A 25888-nucleotide genomic window follows, 5' to 3' on the forward strand; every position below is an offset into this window, starting at 1 on the left:
ATGCCTGAAGAACGAAGCCTTGAAGGTAAGACCCTGCTATTGGTCGACGGTTCGAGTTATCTGTACCGGGCCTACCATGCGATGCCTGATCTGCGCGGACCCGAGGGTGGCCCGACGGGTGCGCTCTATGGGATGATCAACATGCTGCGGCGCATGCGCAAGGAAGTTACCGCAGAGTATAGCGCGTGCGTGTTCGACGCCAAGGGCAAAACGTTCCGCGACGACTGGTATGCCGACTATAAGGCGAACCGCCCGTCGATGCCGGAGGATCTCGCGCGTCAGATCGAGCCGATTCACGTCGCCGTGCGTGCGCTCGGCTGGCCGCTCCTGATGATCGAAGGCGTCGAAGCTGACGACGTGATCGGCACGCTCAGCACCGCGGCGGAAAAGCGCGGCATGAATGTGATCGTGTCGACTGGGGACAAGGATCTGGCGCAGCTCGTGTCGGATCATGTCACCCTCATCAATACGATGACTAATGAGAAGCTCGACCGCGAAGGCGTGATTGCCAAATTCGGCGTGCCGCCGGAACGCATCATCGACTACCTGTCGTTGATCGGCGATACCGTCGACAACGTGCCCGGCGTCGAAAAATGCGGGCCGAAAACGGCGATCAAATGGCTGACGCAGTACGAAACCCTCGATGGCATCGTCGCACATGCGGACGAGATCAAAGGTGCGGTAGGAGACAATCTGCGACGTGCGCTCGATTTTCTGCCGATGGCGAAGAAACTCGTCACCGTCGAGCGCCAATGCGATCTGACCGGCCATATCGTGTCGATCGAAGAGAGCCTGGAAAGCCGGCCGGAATCGCGCGAAGAACTGCGCGACGTGTTCACGCGTAACGGCTTCAAGACCTGGCTGCGTGAGGTGGAAGTTGCCGAAGTCGCGGAAGGTCCCGAGACCGATGTACCGCCGGCGCTCACCGTGGATCACGAACGTCACTACGATACCGTGCAGACCTGGGAGCAACTCGACGCGTGGCTTGAGAAAATCAACGCCGCCGAGTTGACTGCATTCGATACCGAAACCACCTCGCTCGACCCGATGACCGCGCAAATCGTGGGCCTGTCGTTGTCGGTCGAACCCGGCTATGCCGCTTATGTGCCGCTCGCGCATCGCGGTCCGGACGCACCCGTGCAACTGCCGCGCGATGAAGTCCTCGCCAAGCTCAAGCCGTGGCTGGAAAGCGCCGACCACAAGAAGGTCGGCCAGCACATGAAGTACGACGAACAGGTGTTGGCGAACTACGGCATCGAGATGCGCGGCGTCGAGCACGACACGCTGCTGGAATCGTACGTGCTCGAATCGCACCGTACGCACGACATGGACAGCCTCGCGCTGCGCCATCTCGGCATCAAGACGATCAAGTACGAAGAGGTGGCGGGCAAGGGCGCGTCGCAGATCGGCTTCGACGAAGTCGCGCTGGAAACGGCCGCCGAATACGCGGCGGAAGACGCCGACATCACTTTGCGTCTGCATCAGGCCTTGTATCCGCAAGTGGCCGCGGAGAAGACGCTCGACTACGTGTATCGCGACATCGAAGTGCCGACCTCGCGCGTCTTGCGCAAGATGGAGCGCACCGGCGTGCTGATCGACGCCGAAAAGCTGCGCGCGCAAAGCAGTGAAATCGCCACGCGTCTGATTCAGTTGGAAAGCGAAGCGTACGTGTTGGCCGGTGGCGAATTCAATCTTGGTTCACCGAAGCAGATCGGTCAGATCTTCTTCGAGAAGCTCGAATTGCCGGTGGTCAAGAAGACCCCGAGCGGCGCGCCGTCCACCGACGAAGAAGTGCTGCAAAAGCTCGCCGAAGACTATCCGTTGCCGAAGATCCTGCTCGAACACCGCGGTTTGTCGAAGCTGAAATCGACCTACACGGACAAGCTACCGCGCATGGTCAACGCCCAAACCGGTCGTGTGCATACGAACTATGCGCAGGCGGTGGCGGTCACGGGCCGGCTGGCTTCGAACGATCCGAACCTGCAGAACATCCCCGTGCGTACCGGCGAAGGGCGTCGTATCCGCGAGGCGTTTATCGCACCGCCGGGACACAAACTCGTCTCCGCCGACTACTCGCAGATCGAATTGCGCATCATGGCGCACATTTCCGGCGACGAATCCCTGCTGCGTGCGTTCTCGCAAGGCGAAGACATTCACCGCGCGACTGCCGCAGAGATTTTCAGCGTGACGCCGCTCGAAGTGTCGAACGATCAACGGCGCGTGGCGAAGGTCATCAACTTCGGCCTGATCTATGGCATGAGCGCGTTCGGTCTTGCCGCGAACCTCGGCATTACGCGCGACGCGGCCAAGCTGTATATCGACCGCTACTTCGCGCGTTATCCGGGCGTTGCGCGTTATATGGACGAAACGCGTCTGAGCGCGAAGGCCAAGGGCTACGTGGAAACGGCGTTCGGCCGCCGCCTGTGGCTGCCGGAGATCAACGGCGGTAACGGTCCGCGCCGTCAGGCCGCAGAGCGCGCGGCAATCAACGCGCCGATGCAAGGCACGGCCGCCGACTTGATCAAACTGTCGATGATCGCGGTGCAGAAGTGGATCGAAGAGTCGAAGGTCGGTACGCGCATGATCATGCAGGTGCACGACGAACTGATCCTCGAAGTGCCGGACGCGGAATTGTCCGATGTACGTAAGCGCTTGCCGGAACTGATGTGCGGTGTCGCCGCGCTGAAAGTGCCGCTGGTCGCCGAAGTGGGCGCCGGCCTGAACTGGGAAGAAGCGCATTGACGTGCATGTGACGGCGCGCGCGATAGGCGATAACGTCGCGCGCATGTCACATATGCGTATTGATGGCTTGTGACAACCCGTGCCGCTCGCGGACAATCGCCAGGACAGACGGAGCGCGTTTCATGCTTCATGCGCGCCGTCGCGACGCATAACCCATCGGCAAATACGGAGAGTTCAATGCATCGTTTTATCGTCGTTGGCGGGGGCGCGGGGGGATTGGAACTGGCGACGCGCTTAGGCGACCGTTATTCACCCCACAAGAACAAAGGCGGTGTGCGTGCGCAAGTGACGCTCGTCGACCGTAATCCAACCCATATCTGGAAGCCGCTGTTGCATGAAGTGGCCGCCGGCAGCATGGACCCGTTCACCCAGGAACTCGAATATGCGGCGCAGGCGCGCTGGCACGGCTTTGAGTTTCAGCAGGGCGATCTGACCGGTCTGGACCGCGCGAACAAGCGTCTCACGCTCGGTACCGTGCTCGACGACGACGGCGCCGAATTGCTGCCCGCACGCGAACTCGAATACGACACGCTGATCATCGCGATCGGCAGCACCACGGCGTTCTTCGGCGTAAAGGGTGCGCCTGAGTTTTCCCTGGCGCTCGATACGGTCAGCCAGGCGGAGCGCTTCCGCAAACGCCTGATCGCGGCCTGTATGCGTGCGGAGCATCAGGTGCATGAACCTGTCGAATCGGGACTGGGCACGTCGTCGACCTCCACTGAGCCACGCATCCAGGTGGCGATCGTCGGCGGCGGCGCGACGGGCGTCGAACTCTCGGCTGAGTTGCGCAATACGGCCCAGGTGTTGTCCGCGTACGGTTTGCATAAGCTCGATCCGCGGCACGACGTCGGCATCGTGCTGATCGAGGCGGGGCCGCGCATTTTGCCGGCCTTGCAGGAGCGCGTGTCGACGGCCACCGCCGAATTGCTTACCAAGCTCGGTGTGAAGCTGATGATCGGCGAGACGGTGGCGGAGGTCGCGCCCGGCATGATCCGCACGGCCAGCGGCAAAACTGTACGCGCCGATCTGACGGTATGGGCGGCGGGCATCAAGGCGCCCGCCATCCTGAGTGCACTCGACGGCCTGTCGGTCAACCGTCTGGGTCAACTCATCGTTCGCCGCACGCTGCAAACCGAAGTCGACGACAACATCTTCGCCCTCGGCGATTGCGCCGCTTGCCCATGGCCGGGCAACGAGCGCAACGTGCCGCCGCGTGCGCAAGCGGCTCACCAGCAGGCGAGCTTCCTGATGAAGGCGCTTGCGGCACGGCTCGAGAATAAGCCGCTGCCCGAATTTACCTATCGCGACTTCGGTTCGCTGGTGTCGCTCGGGCACTTCAGCGCGGTCGGCAATCTGATGGGTGGCGTGATCGGCGGCAATATGCTGATCGAAGGGCTGTTCGCGCGCTTCATGTACATGTCGCTGTACCGGTTGCATATCGCGGCGCTGCACGGCTACGCGCGGATGGTGCTCGACACCTTCGCGCACTGGTTGCGACGCACCACGCTGCCGCGGGTCAAGCTGCACTGAAGGCTGACTGCGCTCGAGAAGGTTGCATCTGCAACAGGATGCGGGTGAAGCGTATCCTGTTGCCTCCAACCTTTACCCGAGGAGCGCCGCATGCTGAAACCCGATATCGACAGCCTGGTCCCGCACGTTCCCTTCAATCGACGCACCTTCATCAAAGCCGCGCTCGGCACCGGATTCGCCGCGGCCGTGCTGCCGGTGTCGGCGCAAACCATCCATACCGATAGCGACGGTCTTGAAGCCGACGAGATTGGCGTGCGTTCGGGCGACACGCTGGTGCCGGCCTATCGCGCGCAGCCGAAGGGCAAGACGCATTTGCCAGTGATCATCGTCGTGCATGAGGCCTTTGGCGTGCACGAGCATATCGCCGATGTGTGCCGGCGCTTTGCGAAGCTGGGCTATCTGGCGATCGCCCCGAACCTGTTCGAGCGGGAGGGTGATCCTTCGGTGCTGCCGACCATCCAGCAGATCGACGATCAGATCATGAGCAAGGTGCCGGACGAGCAGGCCATGGACGATCTCGATGCGACCGTCATGTGGGCCGGCGAACATGGCGGCGATCTGAACCGGCTCGGTGTGAACGGTTTTTGCTGGGGTGGGCGTATTGCGTGGCTGTATGCCGAACACAATCCACGGCTGAAGGCTGCCGCGGCCTGGTATGGGCGCCTAGTGGGCGCGAAGAACGCGATGACGCCGGCCAATCCGCTTGACCTGGTGGCGGATCTGCATGCGCCGGTACTGGGTTTATATGGGCTCCAGGACAAGAGTATCCCGCAAGCCACGCTCGAGCAGATGAAACAGGCCATCGCGCAGGGTCCGCAGGCGGGGCGCGGCTCGCAATTCGTCGTGTACGACGATGCGGGCCACGCGTTTTTCGCGGATTACCGGCCGAGTTACAAGGAGGCTGATGCCGAGGATGGCTGGCGACGTGCGCTGGTGTGGTTCAAGCAGCATGGGGTCGCCTGAGGGCGCGCGCTTGCCTGACCGGTTGTGCGTCTTGATGTCGTCGCTAACGTGCCAAAAGGGTGCGTCGATACGCTCGCCTTAAAGAATAAGAAAGGCCGTGGCCGCTGGAAAGCGGCCACGGCCTTTTGTTATTCGTCTCCGCTTGATGGGCCGCTTAAGGATTCGGACCGGTTGCAACCGGCCGCTTCGGATCAGAACTCCATTCGCTCCACGATCCCGCATACAGCGCCGCGCCATGCATGCCGGCGATCTCCATCGCGAGCACGTTCACGCACGCCGTCACGCCCGAGCCGCATTGCAACACGACGTGTTCCGGCGGCGTGTCGCCCAGCAACGCATGGAATTCCTCACGCAGCGTGTGGGCCGGCTTGTAGCGGCCGTCGGCGGTGAGGTTGTCCTTGAAGAACCGGTTGAGCGCGCCAGGGATATGGCCGCCGACGCGATCCAGCGTTTCGTTTTCACCGCGATAGCGATCGTTCGCGCGCGCATCGACCACGACGCGTTCTTTCGTGCCGAGATTGCGCTCGACGGTCTGCGCGTCGACGGTGACAGAAAGCGGCGCCCCCGCTTTGAAGTCACCGGTATTCTGCGCCGGCGCGTCTTGTGTCAGCGGTTGACCGGCGGCCTCCCAGGCTTGCAGTCCGCCGTCGAGCAGCGCAACCGCATCGTGGCCGAGCCAGCGCAGCAGCCACCATGCGCGCGCGGCGTACATGCCGCCTTGCGCGTCATACGCGACAACCTGCTGACCCTGCTTGAGCCCGCGCGACTCCAGCGTTTCCACCAGCCTTGCACGATCCGGCAACGGATGGCGGCCATTGTGGCCGTTCTTCGGCCCCGACAGATCGCGATCGAGGTTCAGATAGTGCGCACCCGGCAAGTGCCCGGCCAGATAGGCTTTTTCGCCCGCCTCGGTGTCCGCCAGATCGAAACGGCAGTCGATGACGAACACGCTGCCCGGCGCGGCGGCCAGCCGTTCCGCGAGGTTTGTCGCGGAGATGAGTGTGGTGTAGTGAGTGTGGGGCATGACGTCTCCAGTCCCATGCAAGATGGTTGCGGCGCTTACGCAGCGGCTTGAGGCCGTTAGCGAATGGCCGAACGATACTGATAGTCTAAACAAAAAAAGACGGGCCGAAGCCCGTCTTCCATGTTTTGATGCGGTTCGCGCCAGGATCGGCATCAAACACCGATGCATGCGGACCGCGCGCGAATCAGATCGCGCCGAGTTCACGCCGCAAGAACTCGTGGAAGTGCTGCATGCCGTCTTCCATCGGGCTCTGATACGGGCCGACCTGCGATTCGCCGCGATCCATCAGCGCGCGGCGGCCGGCGTCCATGCGTTCGGCGATCTCGTCGTCTTCGCGGGCCGTTTCCATATAGGCAGCGCGCTCGGCTTCGACAAACTCGCGTTCGAACAGCGCGATTTCCTCAGGGTAATAGAACTCCACCACATTGGTGGTTTTCTGCGGACCGCGCGGAATCAACCACGACACGACCAGCACGTGCGGATACCACTCGATCATGATGCCGGGGTAGTACACCATCCAGATCGCGCCGAAATCGGGCGGATTGCCGCCGCGGAAGCGCAGCACCTCGTCGTGCCATTTACGGTACGTCGGGCTGCCCGGCTGCTCCAGATCCTTGTGGACGCCAACCGTCTGCACGCTGTACCACTCGCCGAACTCCCATGTCAGATCGTCGCAATTGACGAAGCTGCCGAGGCCCGGATGGAACGGCGCGACGTGGTAATCCTCCAGATAGACCTCGATAAAGGTCTTCCAGTTGTAATTGCATTCGTGCACTTCGACGTGATCGAACATGAAGCCCGAAAAATCGAAGTGTTGCTTGGTGCCAAGGCGCGCCAGATCCCGCGCGACGTCGCGCCCCTGCGCTTCGAACAGCAGGCCTTGCCAGTTTTGCAGCGGCGTGGCGCCGAGATTCAGGCAGGGGTTATCCGCAAAATGAGGTGCGCCGAGGAGCTGGCCGTTCAGGTCGTACGTCCAGCGATGCAGGGGGCAGACGATGTTCTCCGTCTGGCCGCGGCCGTTGAGCATGATGGCTTGCCGGTGGCGGCACACGTTCGACAGCAGTTCGACTTGTGACTGCTGGTTACGGACGAGCACACGCCCTTCGCTCTCGCTGGGCAGAGCAAAATAATTTCCCGCTTCGGGCACCATGAGATCGTGGCCGATGTAGCGAGGACCTTTCTTGAAAAGGGTGTCGATTTCGCGCGTTAGAAGCGCTTCGTCAAAGTAAGCCGTGACTGGCAGCTGGCTGTGGACAGACCGCAACTGCAATGCATTGCTCAGATTGGACATTCCCACTCCCGTGAAGACGTGAAAGCAGTGAACAACCCAACCATCGATAGATTCGATTTAGGGAGCCCGCGATTATACCCGATTCCCCCTCCTCGGGGCGCTTAAGTGCCTGATTTGGGTCAAAAATGTCAAGGAAGTTCAAGGTTTTCGCCGCAGACCAATCGTTTTTTTTCTGCGAGACTGAGGGTCGGGCGCGAAGGGCAAAGGCGGGGCGCGGGCTGGCGATGGGATCGGAAATGTCGCTTTTGCCGTAGAATGTCCGACTTGTTTTAATTTTGCGACTATTCATGGCGAAGACCGCGTCGAAAGATACTGCTGCCGCGCCTGCTGAAGGCGCCGATACCACGCCGTTGCCCGAGAACTACGAGGCCGCCCAGGCTGAGCTGGAAGGGTTGGTGGCGCGCATGGAAGGCGGCAATCTCAGCCTCGAGGAATCGCTCACCGCCTACCGGCGCGGTGCGGCGCTCGTCGCGTTTTGCCAGCAGCAGCTCGAGAAGGTCGAGCAACAGGTGCGCGTGCTCGATGGCGAGACGCTGAAGCCGCTGCCTATGAATAGCGCAGGCACAGCCGCTACTGAAAGCGGGGACGACCTATGACATTCGAACAATGGACACGCTCGGTACTCGAACGTGTCGAATCGGCACTAGAACACTATCTGCCCACGGAAGCGACTGAGCCGGCCAAACTGCATGAAGCCATGCGCTACGCCGTGCTGGGCGGTGGCAAGCGGGTGCGCCCGCTGCTGTGCCACGCGGCCGGCGAGCTGACCGGCGCGCGCGCCGAGTGCCTGGATGCGGCCGCGGCGGCGCTGGAAATGATCCACGTGTACTCGCTCGTGCACGACGACATGCCCTGCATGGACGACGACGCGCTGCGTCGCGGCAAGCCCACGGTGCACGTCAAGTATGACGAAGCCACGGCGCTGCTGGTCGGCGACGCGCTGCAAGCGCAGGCATTCGTCGCGTTGACGTCGGATGTGCTGGCGCCGGCGCAGCAGGCCGCGCTGGTGCGTGAACTGGCCTTGGCGAGCGGCTCGATCGGCATGTGCGGCGGCCAGGCTATTGATCTCGCGAGTGTCGGCCATACGCTGACGCGCCCGCAGCTCGAAACCATGCACCGGATGAAAACCGGCGCCTTGTTGCGTGCCGCGGTGCGCATGGGCGCGCTGGCGGGCGAAACGCCGAATGCGGACGCCATGCGTTCGCTCGACGCGTACGCGGCCGCCGTAGGCCTCGCGTTTCAGGTTGTCGACGATATTCTCGACGTGACGACCGATTCCGCGACGCTTGGCAAGACCGCAGGTAAAGACGCGAAGGACGGGAAGCCGACCTACGTGTCGATTATTGGGCTGGATGCGTCGCGTGCGCTCGCAGCGCAACTGCGCAGCGACGCCCACGCTGCGATTGCGCCGTTTGGTGCGCGCGCGCAGCGTCTTGCCGAATTGGCCGACCTGGTGGTGAACCGGGTTAGCTGAACGCGAAAGCCCGCCGCCGCGCACCTTTGCTACGGGGTGCATGTATGAAGTGCGGGCGCGTAAGTTTTCCTACAATGGAACGACGATGTACGACTTGCTGAAAACTATCGACGACCCGGCAGCCTTGCGCCGCCTCGATCGCCGCCAATTGCAACCGCTTGCCGACGAGTTGCGTGCCTTCGTGCTCGACAGCGTATCGCAGACGGGCGGCCATCTTTCGTCCAACCTCGGCACGGTCGAGTTGACCATTGCTCTGCACTATGTGTTCGACACGCCGCGCGACCGGATCGTGTGGGATGTCGGCCATCAAACCTACCCGCACAAGATCCTGACGGGCCGCCGCGACAAGATGCACACGCTGCGTCAGCTCGGCGGCATCTCGGGCTTTCCGAAGCGCGACGAGTCGGAATACGACACCTTCGGCACCGCGCACTCCAGCACGTCGATCTCGGCGGCGCTTGGCATGGCCGTTGCCAGTAAGCTGCAGGGCGAGAACCGCATGGGCATCGCCGTGATCGGCGACGGCGCGATGACGGCCGGCATGGCCTTCGAGGCGATGAACAACGCCGGCGTCGAAGACGACGTGCCGCTGCTGGTCATCCTGAACGATAACGACATGTCGATTTCGCCGCCGGTCGGCGCGTTGAATCGCCATCTGGCGCGCCTGATGTCGGGCCGTTTCTACGCCGCCGCGCGTGCGGGCGTCGAACGTGTGCTGCGCGTCGCGCCGCCTATGCTCGATCTGGCCCGCAAGCTCGAAGAGCACGCGAAGGGCATGATCGTGCCGGCTACGCTGTTCGAAGAGTTCGGTTTCAACTACATCGGCCCGATCGACGGTCACGACCTCGATTCGCTGATCCCGACGCTGCAGAACATCAAGGAACTGCGCGGTCCGCAATTCCTGCACGTCGTCACGAAGAAGGGGCAGGGCTACAAGCTGGCCGAGGCCGATCCGGTGCTGTATCACGGCCCGGGCAAGTTCAATCCGGCTGAGGGCATCAAGCCCGCCACCACGCCGTCGAAAAAGACGTACACGCAGGTGTTCGGCGAATGGCTGTGCGACGCGGCCGAGCTGGACGCGCGCGTGGTCGGTATTACGCCGGCCATGCGTGAAGGCTCGGGCATGGTCGAGTTCGAGAAGCGCTTCCCGGATCGTTACTTCGACGTCGGCATCGCCGAGCAGCACGCAGTGACGTTCGCCGGCGGCCTGGCTGCGGACGGCATGAAGCCTGTGGTCGCGATTTACTCGACCTTCCTGCAACGTGCTTACGACCAGTTGATCCACGACGTCGCGCTGCAGAACCTGCCGGTGGTGTTCGCCATCGACCGCGCGGGTCTGGTCGGCGCGGACGGCGCCACGCACGCGGGTGCTTACGATCTGGCGTTCATGCGCTGCATCCCGAACATGACGGTGATGGCTGCGTCGGACGAAAACGAATGCCGCCAGATGCTGTACACGGCATTGCAGCAGCCGAACCCGACGGCAGTGCGCTACCCGCGCGGCGCCGGCACGGGCGTGGCAACCGTCAAGCAAATGACGGCGCTGCCGCTCGGCAAGGGCGAGGTCCGTCGCGAAACGTCGCAACCGGCCGGCAAGCGGATTGCGATTCTGGCATTCGGCACGATGGTTGCGCCCTCGCTGGCGGCCGCTGAGCAACTGGACGCCACGGTGGCGAACATGCGCTTCGTGAAGCCGCTGGACGCCGAACTGGTCCGTCAGCTCGCCGAAACGCACGACGCCATCGTCACGGTGGAAGAAGGCTGCGTGATGGGCGGCGCGGGATCGGCATGCGTCGAAGCCCTGCTTGAGAGTGGGGTTATCCGGCCCGTACTACAATTGGGCCTTCCGGATCGCTTCATCGATCATGGGGATCCGGCCAAGTTGCTCGCCGCCTGCGGTCTGGACGCAGCGGGCATCGCCAAGTCGATTCGCGAACGCTTTCTTTCCAGCGGCGCGGTCGCTGGCCAATCCTCGGTGAAGCGCGTCGCTTAGTTGCGTCACTCAGTTGCCTCACTTAGCGGCGTGGATTGGCTGAGTCGTTCAGCTGCACTGCCGTGCGCTACGCCGCGGCTATGGCGGCCATAGCAATCTCCAACTTGAGTCGATGGACCTTCGGGTCCATCATCCAACGCCGGCAGGGGCCGGCGTTTGCCGTTGCGCGACCTGATTCGCACGGCCGCTGAGCGCCCTCAAACGTGTCGCTTTGCGACACCCGCCGATGGGGTCCTCCAATCCCTGAAGGGGCTTCCTTCGGGGCGGGGGACTTCCTGCGGAGCGGAAAACATGGGACGGCCCGGCGTTTCCTGAAAGGACAAGAATATGAACCAGATGAATCCCGCCTTTGTGATGCCCGACGTGCAGAGCACGCCCGATACGCGTCAGATCCCGATTCAACGAGTCGGCGTCAAGGCAGTGCGCCATCCGTTGACGGTGCGCACGCAAGGCGGCGAAGTGCAGCCTTCTGTAGGCACGTGGAATCTCGACGTGCATCTGCCCGCCGATCAGAAGGGCACGCACATGTCGCGCTTCGTCGCGCTGCTTGAAGAGAACAAGGCGCCGCTCGAGGCGGCCACGTTTCGCACCATGCTCGCCGCGATGCTGGAAAAGCTCGAGGCCGAGGCAGGCCGAATCGAAGTGTCGTTCCCGTACTTCGTGAATAAGACCGCGCCGGTGTCCGGCGTGCAAAGTCTGCTCGACTACGAAGTGACGTTGACGGGCGAGACCCGCAACGGCGCGACGCGTCTGTTCCTGAAGGTGCTGGTGCCGGTCACGAGCCTGTGCCCATGCTCTAAGAAAATTTCGCAGTACGGCGCGCACAACCAGCGCTCGCACGTCACGATCAACGCGGAGCTAGTGGGCGACGTGGCGGTGGAAGAGCTGGTTCGTATCGCGGAAGAAGAAGCCTCGTGCGAACTGTGGGGTTTGCTCAAGCGTCCGGATGAGAAGTTCGTCACCGAACGTGCCTATGAAAATCCGAAGTTCGTCGAGGACCTTGTGCGTGACGTTGCGCAGCGTCTGAATGCAGACGAGCGCATCGTCGCTTATGTGCTCGAAGCTGAGAACTTCGAATCGATTCACAATCACAGCGCGTATGCAGTGATCGAGCGGGATAAGCGGGCGGCGTGATCACGCTTTAGCTTCTTGCTTGCCGCAAATAGAAAAAGCCGCTTTCGAAGCGGCTTTTTCTATGGGGTTGCCATTGTCATCGTGTGGCCCGGTATGCGAAGGGCGTCGCGGCCTCGTTGCGGGCTCAGCGTGCGAGGGAAGTCAAATCCCAACGCGGCTTTACGGTGAACGCGTAGTCTTTACCCGATTGATCGGGCCAGCGTTGCAATCGCAATGCGCCTGCCAACGCGATCATCGCGCCGTTGTCCGTACACAGCGACAAATCGGGGTAGTGCACAAAGAAATTGCGTTTCTTCGCCGCGGCGGAAAGCGCTTCACGCAGTTGCCGGTTTGCACCGACGCCGCCTGCGACCACCAGCCGATTAAGCTTGGTCCGTTTGAGCGCGGCCAGCGATTTCGCCGCCAGCACTTCCACGGCCGCATCGACGAAACCGCGCGCCAGATCCGCTTTCGCCTGCTCGCAGATATTCGCGCCGCCGAGCTTCTTCGCGTGCGTGAGGACAGCGGTCTTCAGCCCGCTGAAGCTGAAATCGAGGTCACCGGAATGCAGCATGGGACGCGGCAGGACCACTGCACCGGGCGTGCCGAATTCCGCCATCCGCGACACTTCCGGGCCGCCCGGATAGCCTAGGCCCAGCAGCTTGGCGGTTTTGTCGAAAGCTTCGCCGGCGGCGTCGTCCAGCGTTTCGCCGAGCGTCTCGTAGACGCCCACATCCGTGACGCGCATCAACTGCGTGTGGCCGCCCGACACCAGCAGCGCGACGAACGGAAACGGCGGCGGCTCGTCCACCAGCAGCGGCGACAGTAAATGCCCTTCGAGATGGTGGATGCCGATGGTCGGCTTGTCCCACGCCATGGCCAGCGAATTCGCCACGCTCGCGCCGACCAGCAGCGCGCCCGCGAGGCCAGGGCCTTGCGTATAGGCGATCGCGTCGATGTCGCTGCGCACCGTGCCGGCGCGTTCCATCACCTCTTCGAGCAGCGGCAGCGCGCGACGAATATGGTCGCGCGACGCCAATTCCGGCACCACGCCGCCGTACTCCCGGTGCATCGCAATTTGCGAATGCAGCGCGTGCGCGAGCAGTCCGCGCTCTGTGTCGTAGAGCGCGAGACCGGTTTCGTCGCAGGAGCTTTCGATGCCGAGAACGAGCATGATGGGTGGGGTTTGAATGGGAGCGAGAGTGAAGCCACCCCAGCGCCCAAAAGTGAAAAGGCAAGCCTGAAAGTATAGCAGTGCGGGCAGGGAGCCGCAGGCGCGCAGGTACAATGCGGCCCCATGGAATCCTTCGATATCGCAGTGATCGGCGCGGGCGCGGCCGGCATGATGTGCGCGGCCGTGGCCGGGCAACTCGGCCGTCGCGTGGTGCTGATCGACCACTCGCAGCGCCTCGCGGAGAAAATCCGCATTTCCGGTGGCGGCCGGTGCAATTTCACGAATCTGTATGCCGGACCGGCCAATTACCTGTCGGCCAATCCCCATTTCTGCCGCTCGGCGCTGGCGCGCTATACGCCGCGCGACTTCATGGCGCTGCTCAAGCGCCATCACGTGACGTGGCACGAGAAGCATAAGGGGCAACTGTTCTGCGACCAGTCGAGCGACGCGGTCATCAACGTACTGAAGAACGAATGCGACGCGGGCCGCATTGCGTGGCGCACGCCGCTCGCGGTCGACCAGGTGCGGCATGACGCCGAAGGACGGTTCACGCTGGACACCCACTCCGGCCCGATCACGGCCCGCGCGCTCGTGGTGGCGACCGGCGGCCTGTCGATCCCCAAGATCGGCGCCACTGATTTCGCCTATCGCCTCGCCAAGCAATTCGGCCATAAGCTGATCGACACCCGCCCCGCGCTGGTGCCGCTGACCTTTGCTCCGGCCGACTGGGAGCCGTTCTCGGCGCTCTCCGGCGTGTCGCTCGAAGTGCAACTGGCGACCGGCAACAAGAAGACCGGCTCCGAGTTCAACGAGGACCTGCTGCTCACGCACCGCGGCCTGTCGGGCCCGGGGGTTCTGCAGATTTCGAGCTACTGGCAGCCCGGCGAGCCGATTCACATCAATTTGCTGCCCGAGCAGGACGCCACCACCGCGTTGCTGGAAGCCAAAACCGGCACGAAGCGCCAGATCGCCAATCTGCTCTCGGAATGGGTGCCACAACGGCTCGCCCACGTCTGGCTGGAAACCCACCAGATTCCCGCCGAGGTGCGCGTGGCCGATCTGCCGGACAAGACGCTGCGCCGCGTCGGTGAGGCCTTGTCGCGCTGGACGCTCACCCCGAACGGCACCGAAGGCTACCGCAAGGCCGAAGTCACGCGCGGTGGTATCGACACGCGCGAGCTGTCGTCGGCGACGATGATGAGCGCCCGCACGCCGGGTTTGTACTTCATCGGCGAGGCGGTCGACGTGACTGGCTGGCTCGGCGGCTACAATTTCCAGTGGGCGTGGGCCTCCGGTGTAGCGGCCGGCCAGGCGTCCGCGGAGTACGTTTTAGGGGCTTGACGGCGCATTAGCTTTGTGAGAAAGCTCTGCTATACTCCTGAACCTTTACAAAGTCCCGTTATTGAAAAATGACGACCGTCCATGTAAAAGACAACGAGCCGTTTGAAGTGGCCATGCGCCGCTTCAAGCGCACGATGGAGAAAAACGGGCTGCTAACGGAACTTCGCGCCCGCGAGTTTTACGAAAAGCCTACGGCTGAGCGCAAGCGCAAGAAGGCGGCTGCGGTTAAGCGTCATTTCAAGCGTCTGCGTGGCCAGATGCTGCCAAAGAAGTTCTACTGATTCTGGCGTTGCCGCGGTTCCCGTTGAACGGAGCGGCGACATCCAACGGTGACGGCACAGCAGGTGCCATCGCGGAAAACACGGCCCTTCGGGCCAGCCGGCAGGGTCGCATCCACTACGCAAAATTGCGCCAACCCGCTTGAGGAAGCAGTCCCAAGCGGGCGTTTGTGTTGGATGTGGCGTATTGATACGGCGCATTGGTACCGTAAGCGGCCGGTTTTTAAATTTTCAACGCATTCAGGTGAGTGATGAGCCTCAAGGACCAGATCAACGACGACATGAAAGCGGCCATGCGGGCGCGTGAGACCGAGCGTCTCGGCACGATCCGCCTGCTGCTCGCCGCGGTCAAGCAACGCGAAGTCGACGAACGCGTCACCCTTGACGACGCGGCGATCACCGCCGTCATCGACAAGATGATCAAGCAGCGCAAAGACTCGATCAGCCAGTTCGAAGCCGCTGGCCGCACGGATCTGGCCGACAAGGAAAAGGCCGAACTGGCCATCCTGTCCGCCTATATGCCGGCGCAGATGTCCGAAGCGGAGATCGTTGCCGAAGTTCAGGCCGCGGTCGCGCAAACCGGCGCTGCGGGCCCGCAGGACATGGGCAAGGTGATGGGCGTGCTCAAGCCGAAGCTGGCCGGTCGCGCCGACATGACCGCTGTCTCGGCGCAAGTCAAAGCCGCGCTCGCGAAGTAATTCCTGTATTTCCGGTCTGCGCGTGCCGTTGTTCGACGGCGCGCACAGCCTTGAGCTTTTTAGGTAGCGTCATTCACTGTGATTCCACCGTCATTCCTGCAGGACCTGCTCAACCGCGTCGATATCGTCGACGTGGTCGGCCGGTACGTGCAGTTGAAAAAGGGCGGCGCGAACTTCATGGGGCTGTGCCCGTTTCACAACGAGAAGAGCCCTTCGTTTACGGTTAGTCCGACTAAACAGTTCTATCACTGCTTCGGCTGCGGCGCGCACGGTACGGCCATCGGCTTCCTGATGGAGCACGTTGGGTCCACGTTCCCCGAGGCGGTCAACGAACTCGCGCAATCGGTCGGGTTGACCGTGCCGAACGAGCCTTCGCCGGGCTATGGCGGCGGTGGCGGCTCCGGCGGGTATTCGCCGGGTGCGTCCAAGGCGGTGACCACGGCGCTGTCCGATGTCATGCAGACCGCCTGCGATTTCTACCGCAAGCAGTTGCGTGGCGCGCCGGTCGCGATCCAGTATCTGAAGAAACGCGGTCTGACCGGCGAGATCGCCGCCCGTTTTGGCCTCGGCTATGCACCGGACGGCTGGCAGAACCTCGAACCGGCTTTCCCCAACTATCGGGACGATTCGCTGGTCGAATCGGGTCTTGTGATCGTCAGCGAAAAATCGGACGCGCAAGGTCAGAACCGGCGGTACGACCGCTTTCGCGAGCGGATCATGTTCCCGATACGCAATGTGAAAGGGCAGGTGATCGGCTTCGGCGGGCGCGTGCTGGACGGCGGCGAACCCAAATATTTGAATTCGCCGGAAACGCCTCTATTTAACAAAGGCAGCGAGCTGTACGGGCTGTTCGAGGCCCGTTTGGCGATTCGCGAACAGCATTACGTGCTGGTGGTCGAAGGCTATATGGACGTGGTCGCGCTGGCCCAATTGGGGTTCCAGAACGCGGTGGCCACGCTCGGCACGGCCTGTACGCCGATTCATGTGCAGAAACTGATGCGCCAGACCGATACGGTCATCTTCAGCTTCGACGGCGATTCGGCGGGGCGCCGCGCCGCGCGCCGTGCGCTGGACGCCTGCCTGCCCCACGCGGCGGACAACCGGACCATCCGGTTCCTGTTTCTGCCGTCCGAGCACGATCCGGACAGCTACGTGCGTGAATTCGGCACAGAAGCGTTCGCCGAGCAGGTCGAGCGCGCCATGCCGCTGTCGCAGTTCATGCTGAACGAGGTGTTGGCCGGCAAGGAGCTGGATCAGCCGGAAGGCCGCGCCCGTGCGCTGTTCGACGCGAAACCGCTGCTGCAACAACTGCCCGCGAATGCGCTGCGCGCGCAGATCATGCATATGTTCGCCGACCGGCTCGACGTGCCGTTCGAGGAAGTGGCCGCTTTATGCGAAGTCGATGCCCGGATCGCGGCGACCGCCCGATCGGCGCCGGCCCGCAAGGACCGGCGCAGTGTGACCGGGATTGAAGAAAAAACGCTGCGCAATCTGGTGATGTATCCGCGGACGGTGGCAGTGCTCGACGAGGAAGCCGAACAGGCGCTTCTGAGCGTCACGCGGCACGGCGAGCTGTTCGAAGAAGTGACGACGCATGCGCGCGCGCTGGGCGATTCGGCGGAGTTTCAGTTGCTGTCCGACCTATTGCGAAACGGCGCAAATGCCCCAACTTTCGAGGAAATCTTTCGCAAAATTCTAGACTATGATGAAAACGTCCGGGATTTGCTGCTGAAGGACCCGGAGGATGCGACCGTCATCGAGGAACGGCGCGAGCAGGAACGGATCGTCGGAGAGGAGTTGAAAGCGGCGATTCTGAAGATGCGATACGACGCTTACTGCGATCGCCTCGAGCAGCTTTCGCGGCAATCCCGGCACACGCCGGAGGAGTTTGCGGAGCTGACGGGCCTGAATCAGAAGCGGGCTGAGATGAAGCGCCAGCTCGGGCTGTAAGCGGGATGGCAGAAAGCTGAGTGCTATAATAAAAAGTTTCTAGCGGTTTGTTTTTTCAATGGTTTTCCTAGCAAAGGCGAAAAGGCGATTGCGATGGCAAAGACACCAGGCGGAAAAAAAGCAACGGGCACAGGTTCGAATGAGCCGACCAGAAAGGTCACCGAGGCCAAGTTAGCTTCTTCCCCCAGAAAGGCGTCTGCCGCAAGCATCACACCTGCTGCCGGGAAGAAACCCTCGACCACTTCCGCTGCGCGAGCGGAGCCGGTCAGGGCGGCGAAAGCTGTACCACCACCGGCCGCAAAACGGCCGGGTGTCAGAAGCGCAAGGGAAGCGCCTGCCGCGCAGGACGATGCGGTAGAGCGTGAGACTCCAGGATCCACGGTTCAACCGGCTGTTGTCCAACAGCCGCGAGTCGAGACTACAGCCGGTACGACGAACTCCATGACGAAAAAGCTGAACGAAACACCCGTCGATGACGACGCAACCCAAAGCGAAGAAACCCCTGCGGCCGTTCCCGGCAAGGTGGAAAAGGTCAAGGCTCGCGATCGTCGTGCAAAGGAAAAAGCACTGCTGAAGGACGCGTTTGCGTCGTCGCAGCCGGGCACCGTCGAGGAACTCGAAGAGCGCCGCGCCAAACTGCGCGCGTTGATCAAGCTCGGCAAGGAGCGCGGCTTCCTCACGTACGCGGAAATCAACGACCACCTCCCGGACAACTTTACCGAGACCGAGGCGATCGAAGGCATCATCAGCACGTTCAACGACATGGGCGTGGCTGTGTACGAGCAGGCGCCGGATGCTGAAACGCTGCTGCTGAACGACAACGCACCCGCTGCTTCGTCAGACGACGAAGTGGAAGAGGAGGCGGAAGTCGCGCTCTCCACCGTCGACTCCGAATTCGGCCGCACAACGGACCCGGTCCGCATGTACATGCGTGAAATGGGTACGGTCGAACTGCTTACGCGTGAAGGCGAAATCGAAATCGCCAAGCGGATCGAAGACGGCCTCAAGCACATGGTGATGGCGATCTCCGCGTGCCCGACCACGATCGCCGACATTCTGGCGATGGCCGAGCGCGTCGCGAACGAGGAAATCCGCATCGACGAACTGGTCGACGGCCTGATCGACGCCAACGCGGAAGATGCAGACGGCTTCTCGGCGCAGGAAGCGGAAGCGATCGAAAGCGAAGACGAGGAAGCCGAGGAAGAGGAATCGGACGACGAGGAAGAAGACGACGGCGCGGCGCAAGCCACGGCCAACGCAGCGCAGATGGAAGCGCTCAAGCGTGCGTCCCTCGAGAAGTTCGCCATGATCAGCGAATGGTTCGACAAGATGCGTCGTGCGTTCGAGAAGGAAGGCTACAAGTCCAAGTCGTATCTGAAGGCGCAGGAAACGATCCAGAATGAGCTGATGACGATCCGCTTTACCGCGCGCACCGTCGAGCGTCTGTGCGACACGTTGCGTGCGCAAGTGGACGAAGTGCGTCAGGTCGAGCGTCAGATTCTGCATACGGTGGTCGATAAGTGCGGCATGCCGCGTGCGGAATTTATCGCGCGTTTCCCGGGCAGCGAAACGGATCTCGAATGGGCTGACAAGATCGTCGGTGAAGGTCACGCGTATAGCGCGATCCTCACGCGTAACATTCCGGCCATTCGCGAACAGCAGCAACGTCTGCTGGACTTGCAGGCGCGCGTTGTGCTGCCGCTGAAGGACCTGAAGGAAACCAACCGTCAGATGGCGGCCGGCGAACTGAAGGCGCGTCAGGCAAAGCGCGAAATGACCGAGGCGAACTTGCGTCTCGTGATCTCGATCGCGAAGAAGTACACGAACCGTGGTCTGCAGTTCCTCGACCTGATTCAGGAAGGCAACATCGGCCTGATGAAGGCGGTGGACAAGTTCGAATATCGTCGCGGCTACAAGTTCTCCACGTATGCCACGTGGTGGATCCGTCAGGCCATCACGCGTTCGATTGCGGACCAGGCGCGCACGATCCGGATTCCGGTTCACATGATCGAAACGATCAACAAGATGAACCGCATCTCGCGTCAGATCTTGCAGGAAACCGGTCTCGAGCCGGATCCGGCAACGCTGGCCGAGAAGATGGAAATGCCGGAAGACAAGATCCGCAAGATCATGAAGATCGCGAAAGAGCCGATCTCGATGGAAACGCCGATCGGTGACGACGACGATTCGCATCTGGGCGACTTCATCGAAGATACGAACACGGTTGCGCCGGCCGACGCCGCTCTGCATGCCAGCATGCGCGACGTCGTGAAGGACGTGCTCGACTCGCTGACGCCGCGCGAAGCCAAGGTGCTGCGCATGCGTTTCGGTATCGAAATGAGCACCGATCACACGCTCGAAGAAGTCGGCAAGCAGTTCGACGTGACGCGTGAGCGGATCCGTCAGATCGAAGCAAAGGCGCTGCGCAAACTGCGTCACCCGAGCCGTTCGGACAAGCTGAAGTCGTTCCTCGAAGGGAATTGATCGAAGTAGGCGGTCGTGCGAAATGATGTAGCGGTTTGAAGGGGTCTTCCGGTTGTTTCGCTTGGGCGAAGCGGTTGCGAAGGCCCCTTTTTCGTGTAGTATGTCGGCCAATCAACGAATTGGCCCGGCCTTCATGACCGGGTCTTTTTCTTGGGCCGGACGCCGTGCTGGTTGCAGGCAGCGGACTCATAATCCGCCTCCGAAAGGACATCGTCGGTTCGACTCCGACCCGGCCCACCAAAGATGTAAAGAAGGGTTCCGAGTTTTCGGAACCCTTTTTGTTTCGTGGTGAGAATCCAATATCAGATGCGGCAATATGTCGCTTATTAAGCGTCGCATGTTCCCACGGCAATATCACGCTTCACTTCGAGATGAGATCGGCGAACTTGGCGCAAGCGTGCGCCGACTATTAACGCTTAACCGGCTCCACGGCGGGCGATATAGACCGGCGACCGGGAAGTAGGGGAAACTCCGTGTAAAAAAGCGCACGGCTGTGCCGTTATGTGAATACGGAAGGCTGTTCGATGTATGCCGTCCGCTTTCAGCACGGGTTCTTGTCACGCGGCGGCCGGCGCCGCAGTCCACCTCCGGGCAATGCCCGTGCTGAAGGCTTCACCTCGCCTGACTCCACTTCGCCAAGCCGCTCGACAATTCACGGCCCGCGTTAATCACAGCTAATGCAGATATCCGTTCCTCGGAGTATTCGGCGTTAAATCGCCGACTGCATTAAATCAATTAAGTTCCCGCTTTTCCAAAATAAATTTACACCGCATCGATTTAGGCCTATCGCAATTGCCTGATTTCCGAGCAATCAGATGTCTCTCATTTTTCAAACGGTCCGACCCGATTACGTCACGCTTATTAAATGCTGTTGCATTCACACAACTTTAATATTGAGATGTTGCGGATAACTTTTGTCCAGGACAGGCGTACATTCATCCACATTTTGCGATAAGCGTATGAAAGATAAAGACTTAATGCCTATCTCGATTTGATTGTTGCGGATTCTGAAAAATCCTGTTGCGTAAATTGCGGGAGTCGCTACTAGGGTCTCCACCTACACTCACGCTTCGTTTCAAGGGTGCCCGGCTGATCCGAAACGGTTCGGCGAACAGGGCGGCAGCGAATGATTCATGCGCTGCTGAGGCAGGTCCTGCTCCCCGCGTAAATTTATCGAACTGGAGTCCCACGCATGAAAAAGAGTCTCATCGTCGTTGCGGTTGCCGCATCGTTTGCTTCCGTCGCTCACGCACAAAGCAGCGTGACCCTGTATGGTCTGCTGGACGCAGGCTTGACGTACACCAGCAACGTCAACCACAACGCAAAGTGGGCAGCAGGTAGCGGCGGCATCAACCAAAGCATGTTCGGTCTGCGCGGTTCGGAAGATCTGGGCGGCGGTCTGAAGGCAATCTTCACGTTGGAAAGCGGCTTCAACATCAACAACGGCAAGTTCGCTAACAACAACGGCATGTTCAACCGTCAAGCGTTTGTCGGTCTGTCGAGCGCGCAATTCGGTACGGTCACGCTGGGTCGTCAATACGACGCGGCACAAGACTACCTGGCACCGCTGACCGCAACGGGTAGCTGGGGCGGTACGTACTTCGCGCACCCGTTCAACAACGACAACCTGAACACGAACGGCGGCTTCGCAGTCAACAACTCGATCAAGTACTCGAGCGCTAACTACGCTGGCTTCACGTTCGGCGGCACGTACGGCTTCTCGAACCAGGCTGGCGCATTCGCAAACAACCGCGAATACAGCGTGGGCGCTGCATACCAGTGGCAAGGCCTGCACCTGGGCGCTGCTTACGCACAGCAGAACAACCCGGGCGCAAGGAACGCAGCAGGCACGGCAAGCAACGGCGGAGCTTCGGACGGTTCGATCCTGGGCCTCACCGGTAACTTCCGTCAGCGTGAATTCGGCGCAGCAGGTTCGTACTCGTTCGGCCCGGCTACCGTCGGTCTGGCATGGACGCAATCGCGTATCGACAACGTCGCTGGCGCACAACAATCGCTGCGCGCCAACAACTACGAAGTCAACGGCAAGTACAACGTGACCCCGGCTCTGGGCCTGGGCGTTGCTTACACGTTCACCGACGGCAAGGGCTACGGCGTTGCTGCAAACGGTGGTTCGGAGTCGGTTCGCTACCACCAGATCGGCCTGCAAGCTGACTACTCGCTGTCGCGTCGTACGGACGTCTACGCTCAAGCCGTGTACCAGCACGCAATGGGCGACGGCGGTGTTGCTTCGATCTACAGCGGCGACGTGACGCAACTGCCGTCGTCGTCGAAGAACCAGACGGCCGCTACGGTCGGTCTGCGTCACCGCTTCTAAGCTTCAGCAGAAGAAGCTAGTTGTTGCAGAAAAGGTGCCGTTCGCGGCACCTTTTTTTATGGGCGCGCCACTTTGGTGGTCGGCACCCGGCGTGAATGCCGGATGCCGTGGTGCGCCATTCAAGGGCGGGACGCGCAGGCTTACTACGCGCCGGGCGCGCCGATGATAGACCACCACCTCCGCCGCGCCATTAATCCATTGGCGCAATAACGTATGGCGATTTCTAACAATTGTGCACACGAGTCTGACAATAATTGACTTTCGGGACAGCGCGCTTGGGGTAGTCTGAAACGATTGAGTTATAGACATTTTTCGCGGCGACGCTAGCACGTGTGCTGCAGGTGCGCGTTCTTACTGCATGGATACTCCCGCTTCAAACCCGCTGGCTCGTTCGCCAGCCATTCAGGATCTCACCGACGAGCAATGGCATCTCATCGTGCCGCTCCTGCCGGAAATGAAAGATCACGGACCTCGGCGCGGCCGTCCCAGCATCGACATCCGTTGCGTGGTGAACAGCGTGCTGTGGGTGCTGCACACCGGCAAGCCATGGCACGCAATGCCCGACCGCTATGCGCCTTATCAGACCGCGCATCGCTATTATTTGCGCTGGAAGAATTCAGGGGTGCTGGCCAATATCGCCTTTACCTTGTTCGATACCGATGCCATGCTGACGCGGCCTGTCACTCGCAGGGGCTATCCGCGCACAGCGTAGCAGGCTCAGAACCGTTTCGGCATAACAAGCAGAAAGGCCGTCATCCGGTTACCGGATGACGGCCTTTTCAATCACATGCTTTGGTCCGCTGCATGAAGGTGCTGATCGAATGCACCGCTCAATCACGCATGTTGTTCGACCTTGAACACTGCAACCGCATTTCGCAGACGTTCGGTCTGCTCGTCGAGTGAACCGGCTGCAGCCGCTGCCTGTTCGACTAGCGCAGCATTGCGCTGCGTCACATCGTCCATCTGGCGGATCGCGAGATTGACTTCGCCGATACCCGAACTCTGTTCTTTCGAAGCCGCTGAGATCTCGTTCATGATCGCCGTCACGCGGCGCACGGCGTCGACCACCTCGCTGATCGTGCTGCCGGCTTTGCCTGCCAGCGTCGAGCCTTCGCCGACCTGCGCGACGGACTGATGGATCAGCACCTTGATCTCTTTGGCTGCCGTCGCGCTGCGCTGCGCGAGATTGCGCACTTCGCCCGCAACGACCGCGAAGCCGCGGCCTTCTTCACCGGCGCGCGCCGCTTCCACCGCTGCGTTCAGCGCGAGGATATTGGTCTGGAAGGCGATGCCTTCGATCACGCTGATGATCTCGCCGATCTTGCGCGAACTATCGGTGATGCCGGCCATTTTCTCGACCACGTCATTGACGACCTGGCCGCCACGCGCGGCAATGTTCGATGCATCCGCCGCGAGTTCTGACGCGGTCGCCGCATTGTCGGCGTTCTGCGTGACGGTCTTGGTGAGTTCGTCCATGCTGGCGGCAGTCTGCTGCAACGATGCGGCCTGGTCTTCGGTACGGCTCGACAGATCCAGGTTGCCCGCGGCGATCTCTTTCGAGGCGATAGTGATCGTTTCGGCGGACGTCTTGATCCGCGCGACGGTCGCAGCCAGTTGATTGCGCATCTCGCGCAGCGAGAACAACAGGCTCGACGCGTCGTCGCGCCGTAGGTCGATGTGAGTGGCGAGGTCGCCGCGCGCGATCTGCATGGCAATCGCCGCCGCTGTGGAAGGCTCTCCGCCGATCGAGCGCGATACGTTGCGCACCACCCGCGAAGCCACGAACGACACCAGCACACCCAGCAGCACCAGCATGCCGGCCGAGCGCGCGAGGGTCGCGTAGAACTGCGCCTGGATGTCATCCATATAGGCGCCGGCGATAAAGTCCCAGTTCCACAGGCCGAAGCGCTTCACATAGCCGATCTTTTCGCTCGGCGCCGTCTCGCCGGGTTTCGGCCACCAGTAGCGCAGATAGCCTGCGCCGCTCGCCGAGCCGCCTGCCTGCGCGATGTCGTGATACAGCGCATTGCCTTTGGCGTCGCGGAAGCTGCTCATGTCCTTGCCGTTCAGCTTCGGACTCATCGGATGAGCGACCATCACCGAATCGCTGCGCACGATCGTCACGTAGCCCGATGCGCCGTAACGTTGCGCAGTGATGCGGGCGATGGCCTGCTGTTTGGCCTCATCGACCGGGAGCTTGCCCGCGTCGGCCTGCTTCGCGTAGTCCGCGACGAGCGACACCGCCATGTCGGTGACGTCGGCCAGATCCGCGCGCCGTGCGTCCATTTGAGCGTTTCGGGCATCGAACGCATTCACAACGGTCACGATCAGAAGCGCCGCCCAGCAAAGCAGTATCGGCACCCACAATTTCTGTTTTAGTGTCAGACGGTTCATTATCGGTTTCGACAATACGTTGAACTCGGAATAGGGAGGGGCTGCAATCAGCGTTGCATAGCCGGCATAACGGCTAATGCTGTGGATTCTTTATTCCGGCGTCCGAAATTGCTGTCTGAAACGTGAATTTCCGGCCCGAGGCGACCGATGAAATACGGGAAACGTCGAGGAAAATCGGGGAAAGTGGAGTCAAACCCGTAGAAAGCTGCGGAAAACTGCGGCGGGCAGCATGGCGCACGCGCTTACCCTAGATCTGCTCCTGACCAAACGCTGAGAGGCGTTCGAGGTCCAGCACGTCGATCTGGTTGTACGAGAGGCGCAAAATCTGCAGCCTTTCGAGGTTTTGCAGTGCCTGGTTGATCCGTTGCCGCGACACGCCTGCCAGCAGGCCGACTTCTTCCTGCGAAATGGCCAGCGTGCGACCGGTATCGGGGTAGAGGTCCGGATTGAACAGTTGCGCGAGCGACTGGGCGACGCGCGCGTCGACATCCAGCAGACGGCTATTCTGGATCGACGCGATGAATTCGCCCATGCGGTTGTTCAACTGCCGGATCACAAAACCGGTGAACGGTAGGCTCGATTCGAGCAGCGCATGGAACGTCTCCGACGGCACGAACATCACGAGCGAAGGCTGAATGGCGGCCACTTCGTATTTGCGCAATTCGCGCTTGATCACGCTGCCTTCGCCGAACCAGCCGCCGGGTGGCACGCCGGAGAGCGTGCAACTGCGTCCCGAGGCGTTGTAGATGGCGAGTTTGATGAGGCCGGAATGGACGCCGATCCAGTAGTCTGATGGCTCCTGGCGGCGCGCGATCCAAGCTCCGCCTTCCAGCCGCTCCGCGTGCGCGTTGGCAAGGACCATGGCTTGGTGCTCGGGGGCAAGCGCCCTGAACCATGCGCAGGTGCCGAATAGCCGCGGCAGATCGGCGCGCGGGACCCGTTCAGGCCGGTGCGGGCGGGAGTCTGCGACGGCGGTAAACGGTGCGTCATCCATAAGCGGCGAGCGGGGTGTAGGCGGGTGAAGTCGGCTGAATAGAACCAGGGCGCGTCACTCTGTCATTTGAATGACAGACAGTTCACCATGACAATTGCTAGGCTAGCTCA

19 protein-coding genes and 1 tRNA gene are annotated in these 25888 nt (G+C 61.5%); 15 read left to right on the plus strand and 5 right to left on the minus strand.

All coding sequences use genetic code 11. From position 1 onward, the window contains the following. From polA to M0D67_RS06430, 3 genes are all read left to right on the plus strand, one after another. On the plus strand, positions 1 to 2742 hold the full coding sequence (gene polA / locus M0D67_RS06420; protein ID WP_266237972.1) for a DNA polymerase I: 2742 nt from the start codon (positions 1 to 3) through the stop codon (positions 2740 to 2742). Between the two features lie 177 nt (positions 2743 to 2919). Further along, positions 2920 to 4272, plus strand: coding sequence for an NAD(P)/FAD-dependent oxidoreductase (locus M0D67_RS06425; protein WP_266237975.1), 1353 nt, complete (start codon positions 2920 to 2922; stop codon positions 4270 to 4272). 90 nt (positions 4273 to 4362) lie between these two features. Next, positions 4363 to 5235 carry a dienelactone hydrolase family protein gene (locus M0D67_RS06430; RefSeq protein WP_266237977.1) on the plus strand — a complete coding sequence of 291 codons (873 nt, stop codon included), beginning with the start codon at positions 4363 to 4365 and terminating at the stop codon, positions 5233 to 5235. Positions 5236 to 5389: 154 nt separating this feature from the next. Here the strand turns inward: M0D67_RS06430 and M0D67_RS06435 are convergent, their stop codons facing one another. Both M0D67_RS06435 and M0D67_RS06440 read right to left on the minus strand, forming a co-directional pair. Then, positions 5390 to 6259: a sulfurtransferase gene (locus tag M0D67_RS06435; protein ID WP_266237979.1), complete on the minus strand. Its 870-nt coding sequence runs from the start codon at positions 6257 to 6259 to the stop codon at positions 5390 to 5392. A gap of 184 nt (positions 6260 to 6443) precedes the next feature. Beyond that, positions 6444 to 7550 (minus strand): aromatic ring-hydroxylating dioxygenase subunit alpha, encoded by a 1107-nt coding sequence (locus M0D67_RS06440; RefSeq protein ID WP_154557905.1) that lies wholly within the window; start codon positions 7548 to 7550, stop codon positions 6444 to 6446. Positions 7551 to 7837: 287 nt separating this feature from the next. Here M0D67_RS06440 and M0D67_RS06445 point away from each other — a divergent pair, with 287 nt between their 5' ends. The 4 genes from M0D67_RS06445 (at position 7838) to folE2 (ending at position 12151) form a co-directional block, all read left to right on the plus strand. After that, entirely contained in the window at positions 7838 to 8146 is a 309-nt protein-coding gene (locus M0D67_RS06445) for an exodeoxyribonuclease VII small subunit (protein ID WP_266237981.1), read from the plus strand. Then, a complete protein-coding gene (locus M0D67_RS06450) occupies positions 8143 to 9024 on the plus strand; it encodes a polyprenyl synthetase family protein (RefSeq protein ID WP_054034829.1) in 882 nt (293 codons plus the stop codon). The genes M0D67_RS06445 and M0D67_RS06450 overlap by 4 nt, the downstream gene beginning before the upstream one ends. Before the next feature lie 85 nt (positions 9025 to 9109). Next, entirely contained in the window at positions 9110 to 11017 is a 1908-nt protein-coding gene (gene dxs, locus M0D67_RS06455) for a 1-deoxy-D-xylulose-5-phosphate synthase (protein WP_266237984.1), read from the plus strand. A 327-nt stretch (positions 11018 to 11344) separates the two neighbouring features. After that, entirely contained in the window at positions 11345 to 12151 is an 807-nt protein-coding gene (folE2, locus tag M0D67_RS06460) for a GTP cyclohydrolase FolE2 (RefSeq protein ID WP_266237986.1), read from the plus strand. A gap of 124 nt (positions 12152 to 12275) precedes the next feature. On the opposite strand, the gene tsaD is transcribed toward folE2, so the two are convergent. Beyond that, the gene (gene tsaD, locus M0D67_RS06465; protein ID WP_097394777.1) at positions 12276 to 13304 is read right to left on the minus strand and encodes a tRNA (adenosine(37)-N6)-threonylcarbamoyltransferase complex transferase subunit TsaD; all 1029 of its coding nucleotides are present in this window, start codon (positions 13302 to 13304) and stop codon (positions 12276 to 12278) included. Positions 13305 to 13427: 123 nt separating this feature from the next. On the opposite strand from tsaD, the gene M0D67_RS06470 reads away from it, so the two are divergent. From M0D67_RS06470 to M0D67_RS06505, 8 genes are all read left to right on the plus strand, one after another. Next, positions 13428 to 14645 carry an NAD(P)/FAD-dependent oxidoreductase gene (locus M0D67_RS06470; RefSeq protein WP_154557902.1) on the plus strand — a complete coding sequence of 406 codons (1218 nt, stop codon included), beginning with the start codon at positions 13428 to 13430 and terminating at the stop codon, positions 14643 to 14645. A 68-nt stretch (positions 14646 to 14713) separates the two neighbouring features. Then, a complete protein-coding gene (gene rpsU, locus M0D67_RS06475; RefSeq protein WP_115778899.1) occupies positions 14714 to 14926 on the plus strand; it encodes a 30S ribosomal protein S21 in 213 nt (70 codons plus the stop codon). A gap of 248 nt (positions 14927 to 15174) precedes the next feature. After that, entirely contained in the window at positions 15175 to 15621 is a 447-nt protein-coding gene (locus tag M0D67_RS06480) for a GatB/YqeY domain-containing protein (protein ID WP_028196181.1), read from the plus strand. A 78-nt stretch (positions 15622 to 15699) separates the two neighbouring features. Beyond that, entirely contained in the window at positions 15700 to 17571 is a 1872-nt protein-coding gene (gene dnaG, locus M0D67_RS06485) for a DNA primase (RefSeq protein WP_266237993.1), read from the plus strand. A gap of 93 nt (positions 17572 to 17664) precedes the next feature. After that, on the plus strand, positions 17665 to 20055 hold the full coding sequence (gene rpoD, locus M0D67_RS06490) for an RNA polymerase sigma factor RpoD (protein WP_266237996.1): 2391 nt from the start codon (positions 17665 to 17667) through the stop codon (positions 20053 to 20055). Positions 20056 to 20207: 152 nt separating this feature from the next. Next, positions 20208 to 20295 (plus strand) — tRNA-Ile (locus tag M0D67_RS06495). 952 nt (positions 20296 to 21247) lie between these two features. After that, positions 21248 to 22390 carry a porin gene (locus M0D67_RS06500; RefSeq protein ID WP_154557898.1) on the plus strand — a complete coding sequence of 381 codons (1143 nt, stop codon included), beginning with the start codon at positions 21248 to 21250 and terminating at the stop codon, positions 22388 to 22390. Between the two features lie 358 nt (positions 22391 to 22748). Beyond that, on the plus strand, positions 22749 to 23102 hold the full coding sequence (locus M0D67_RS06505) for a transposase (RefSeq protein ID WP_266238000.1): 354 nt from the start codon (positions 22749 to 22751) through the stop codon (positions 23100 to 23102). 122 nt (positions 23103 to 23224) lie between these two features. Here M0D67_RS06505 and M0D67_RS06510 read toward each other — a convergent pair whose 3' ends face one another. Both M0D67_RS06510 and M0D67_RS06515 read right to left on the minus strand, forming a co-directional pair. Beyond that, on the minus strand, positions 23225 to 24784 hold the full coding sequence (locus M0D67_RS06510) for a methyl-accepting chemotaxis protein (RefSeq protein WP_266238002.1): 1560 nt from the start codon (positions 24782 to 24784) through the stop codon (positions 23225 to 23227). Positions 24785 to 25031: 247 nt separating this feature from the next. Then, complete coding sequence (locus M0D67_RS06515; RefSeq protein WP_266238004.1) at positions 25032 to 25778, minus strand: Crp/Fnr family transcriptional regulator; 747 nt, start codon at positions 25776 to 25778, stop codon at positions 25032 to 25034. Between the last annotated feature and the right edge of the window lie 110 nt (positions 25779 to 25888).

It is taken from the genome of Paraburkholderia sp. SECH4, from assembly GCF_030511745.1.
In the GTDB taxonomy this organism is placed as follows: Bacteria; Pseudomonadota; Gammaproteobacteria; order Burkholderiales; family Burkholderiaceae; genus Paraburkholderia; species Paraburkholderia madseniana.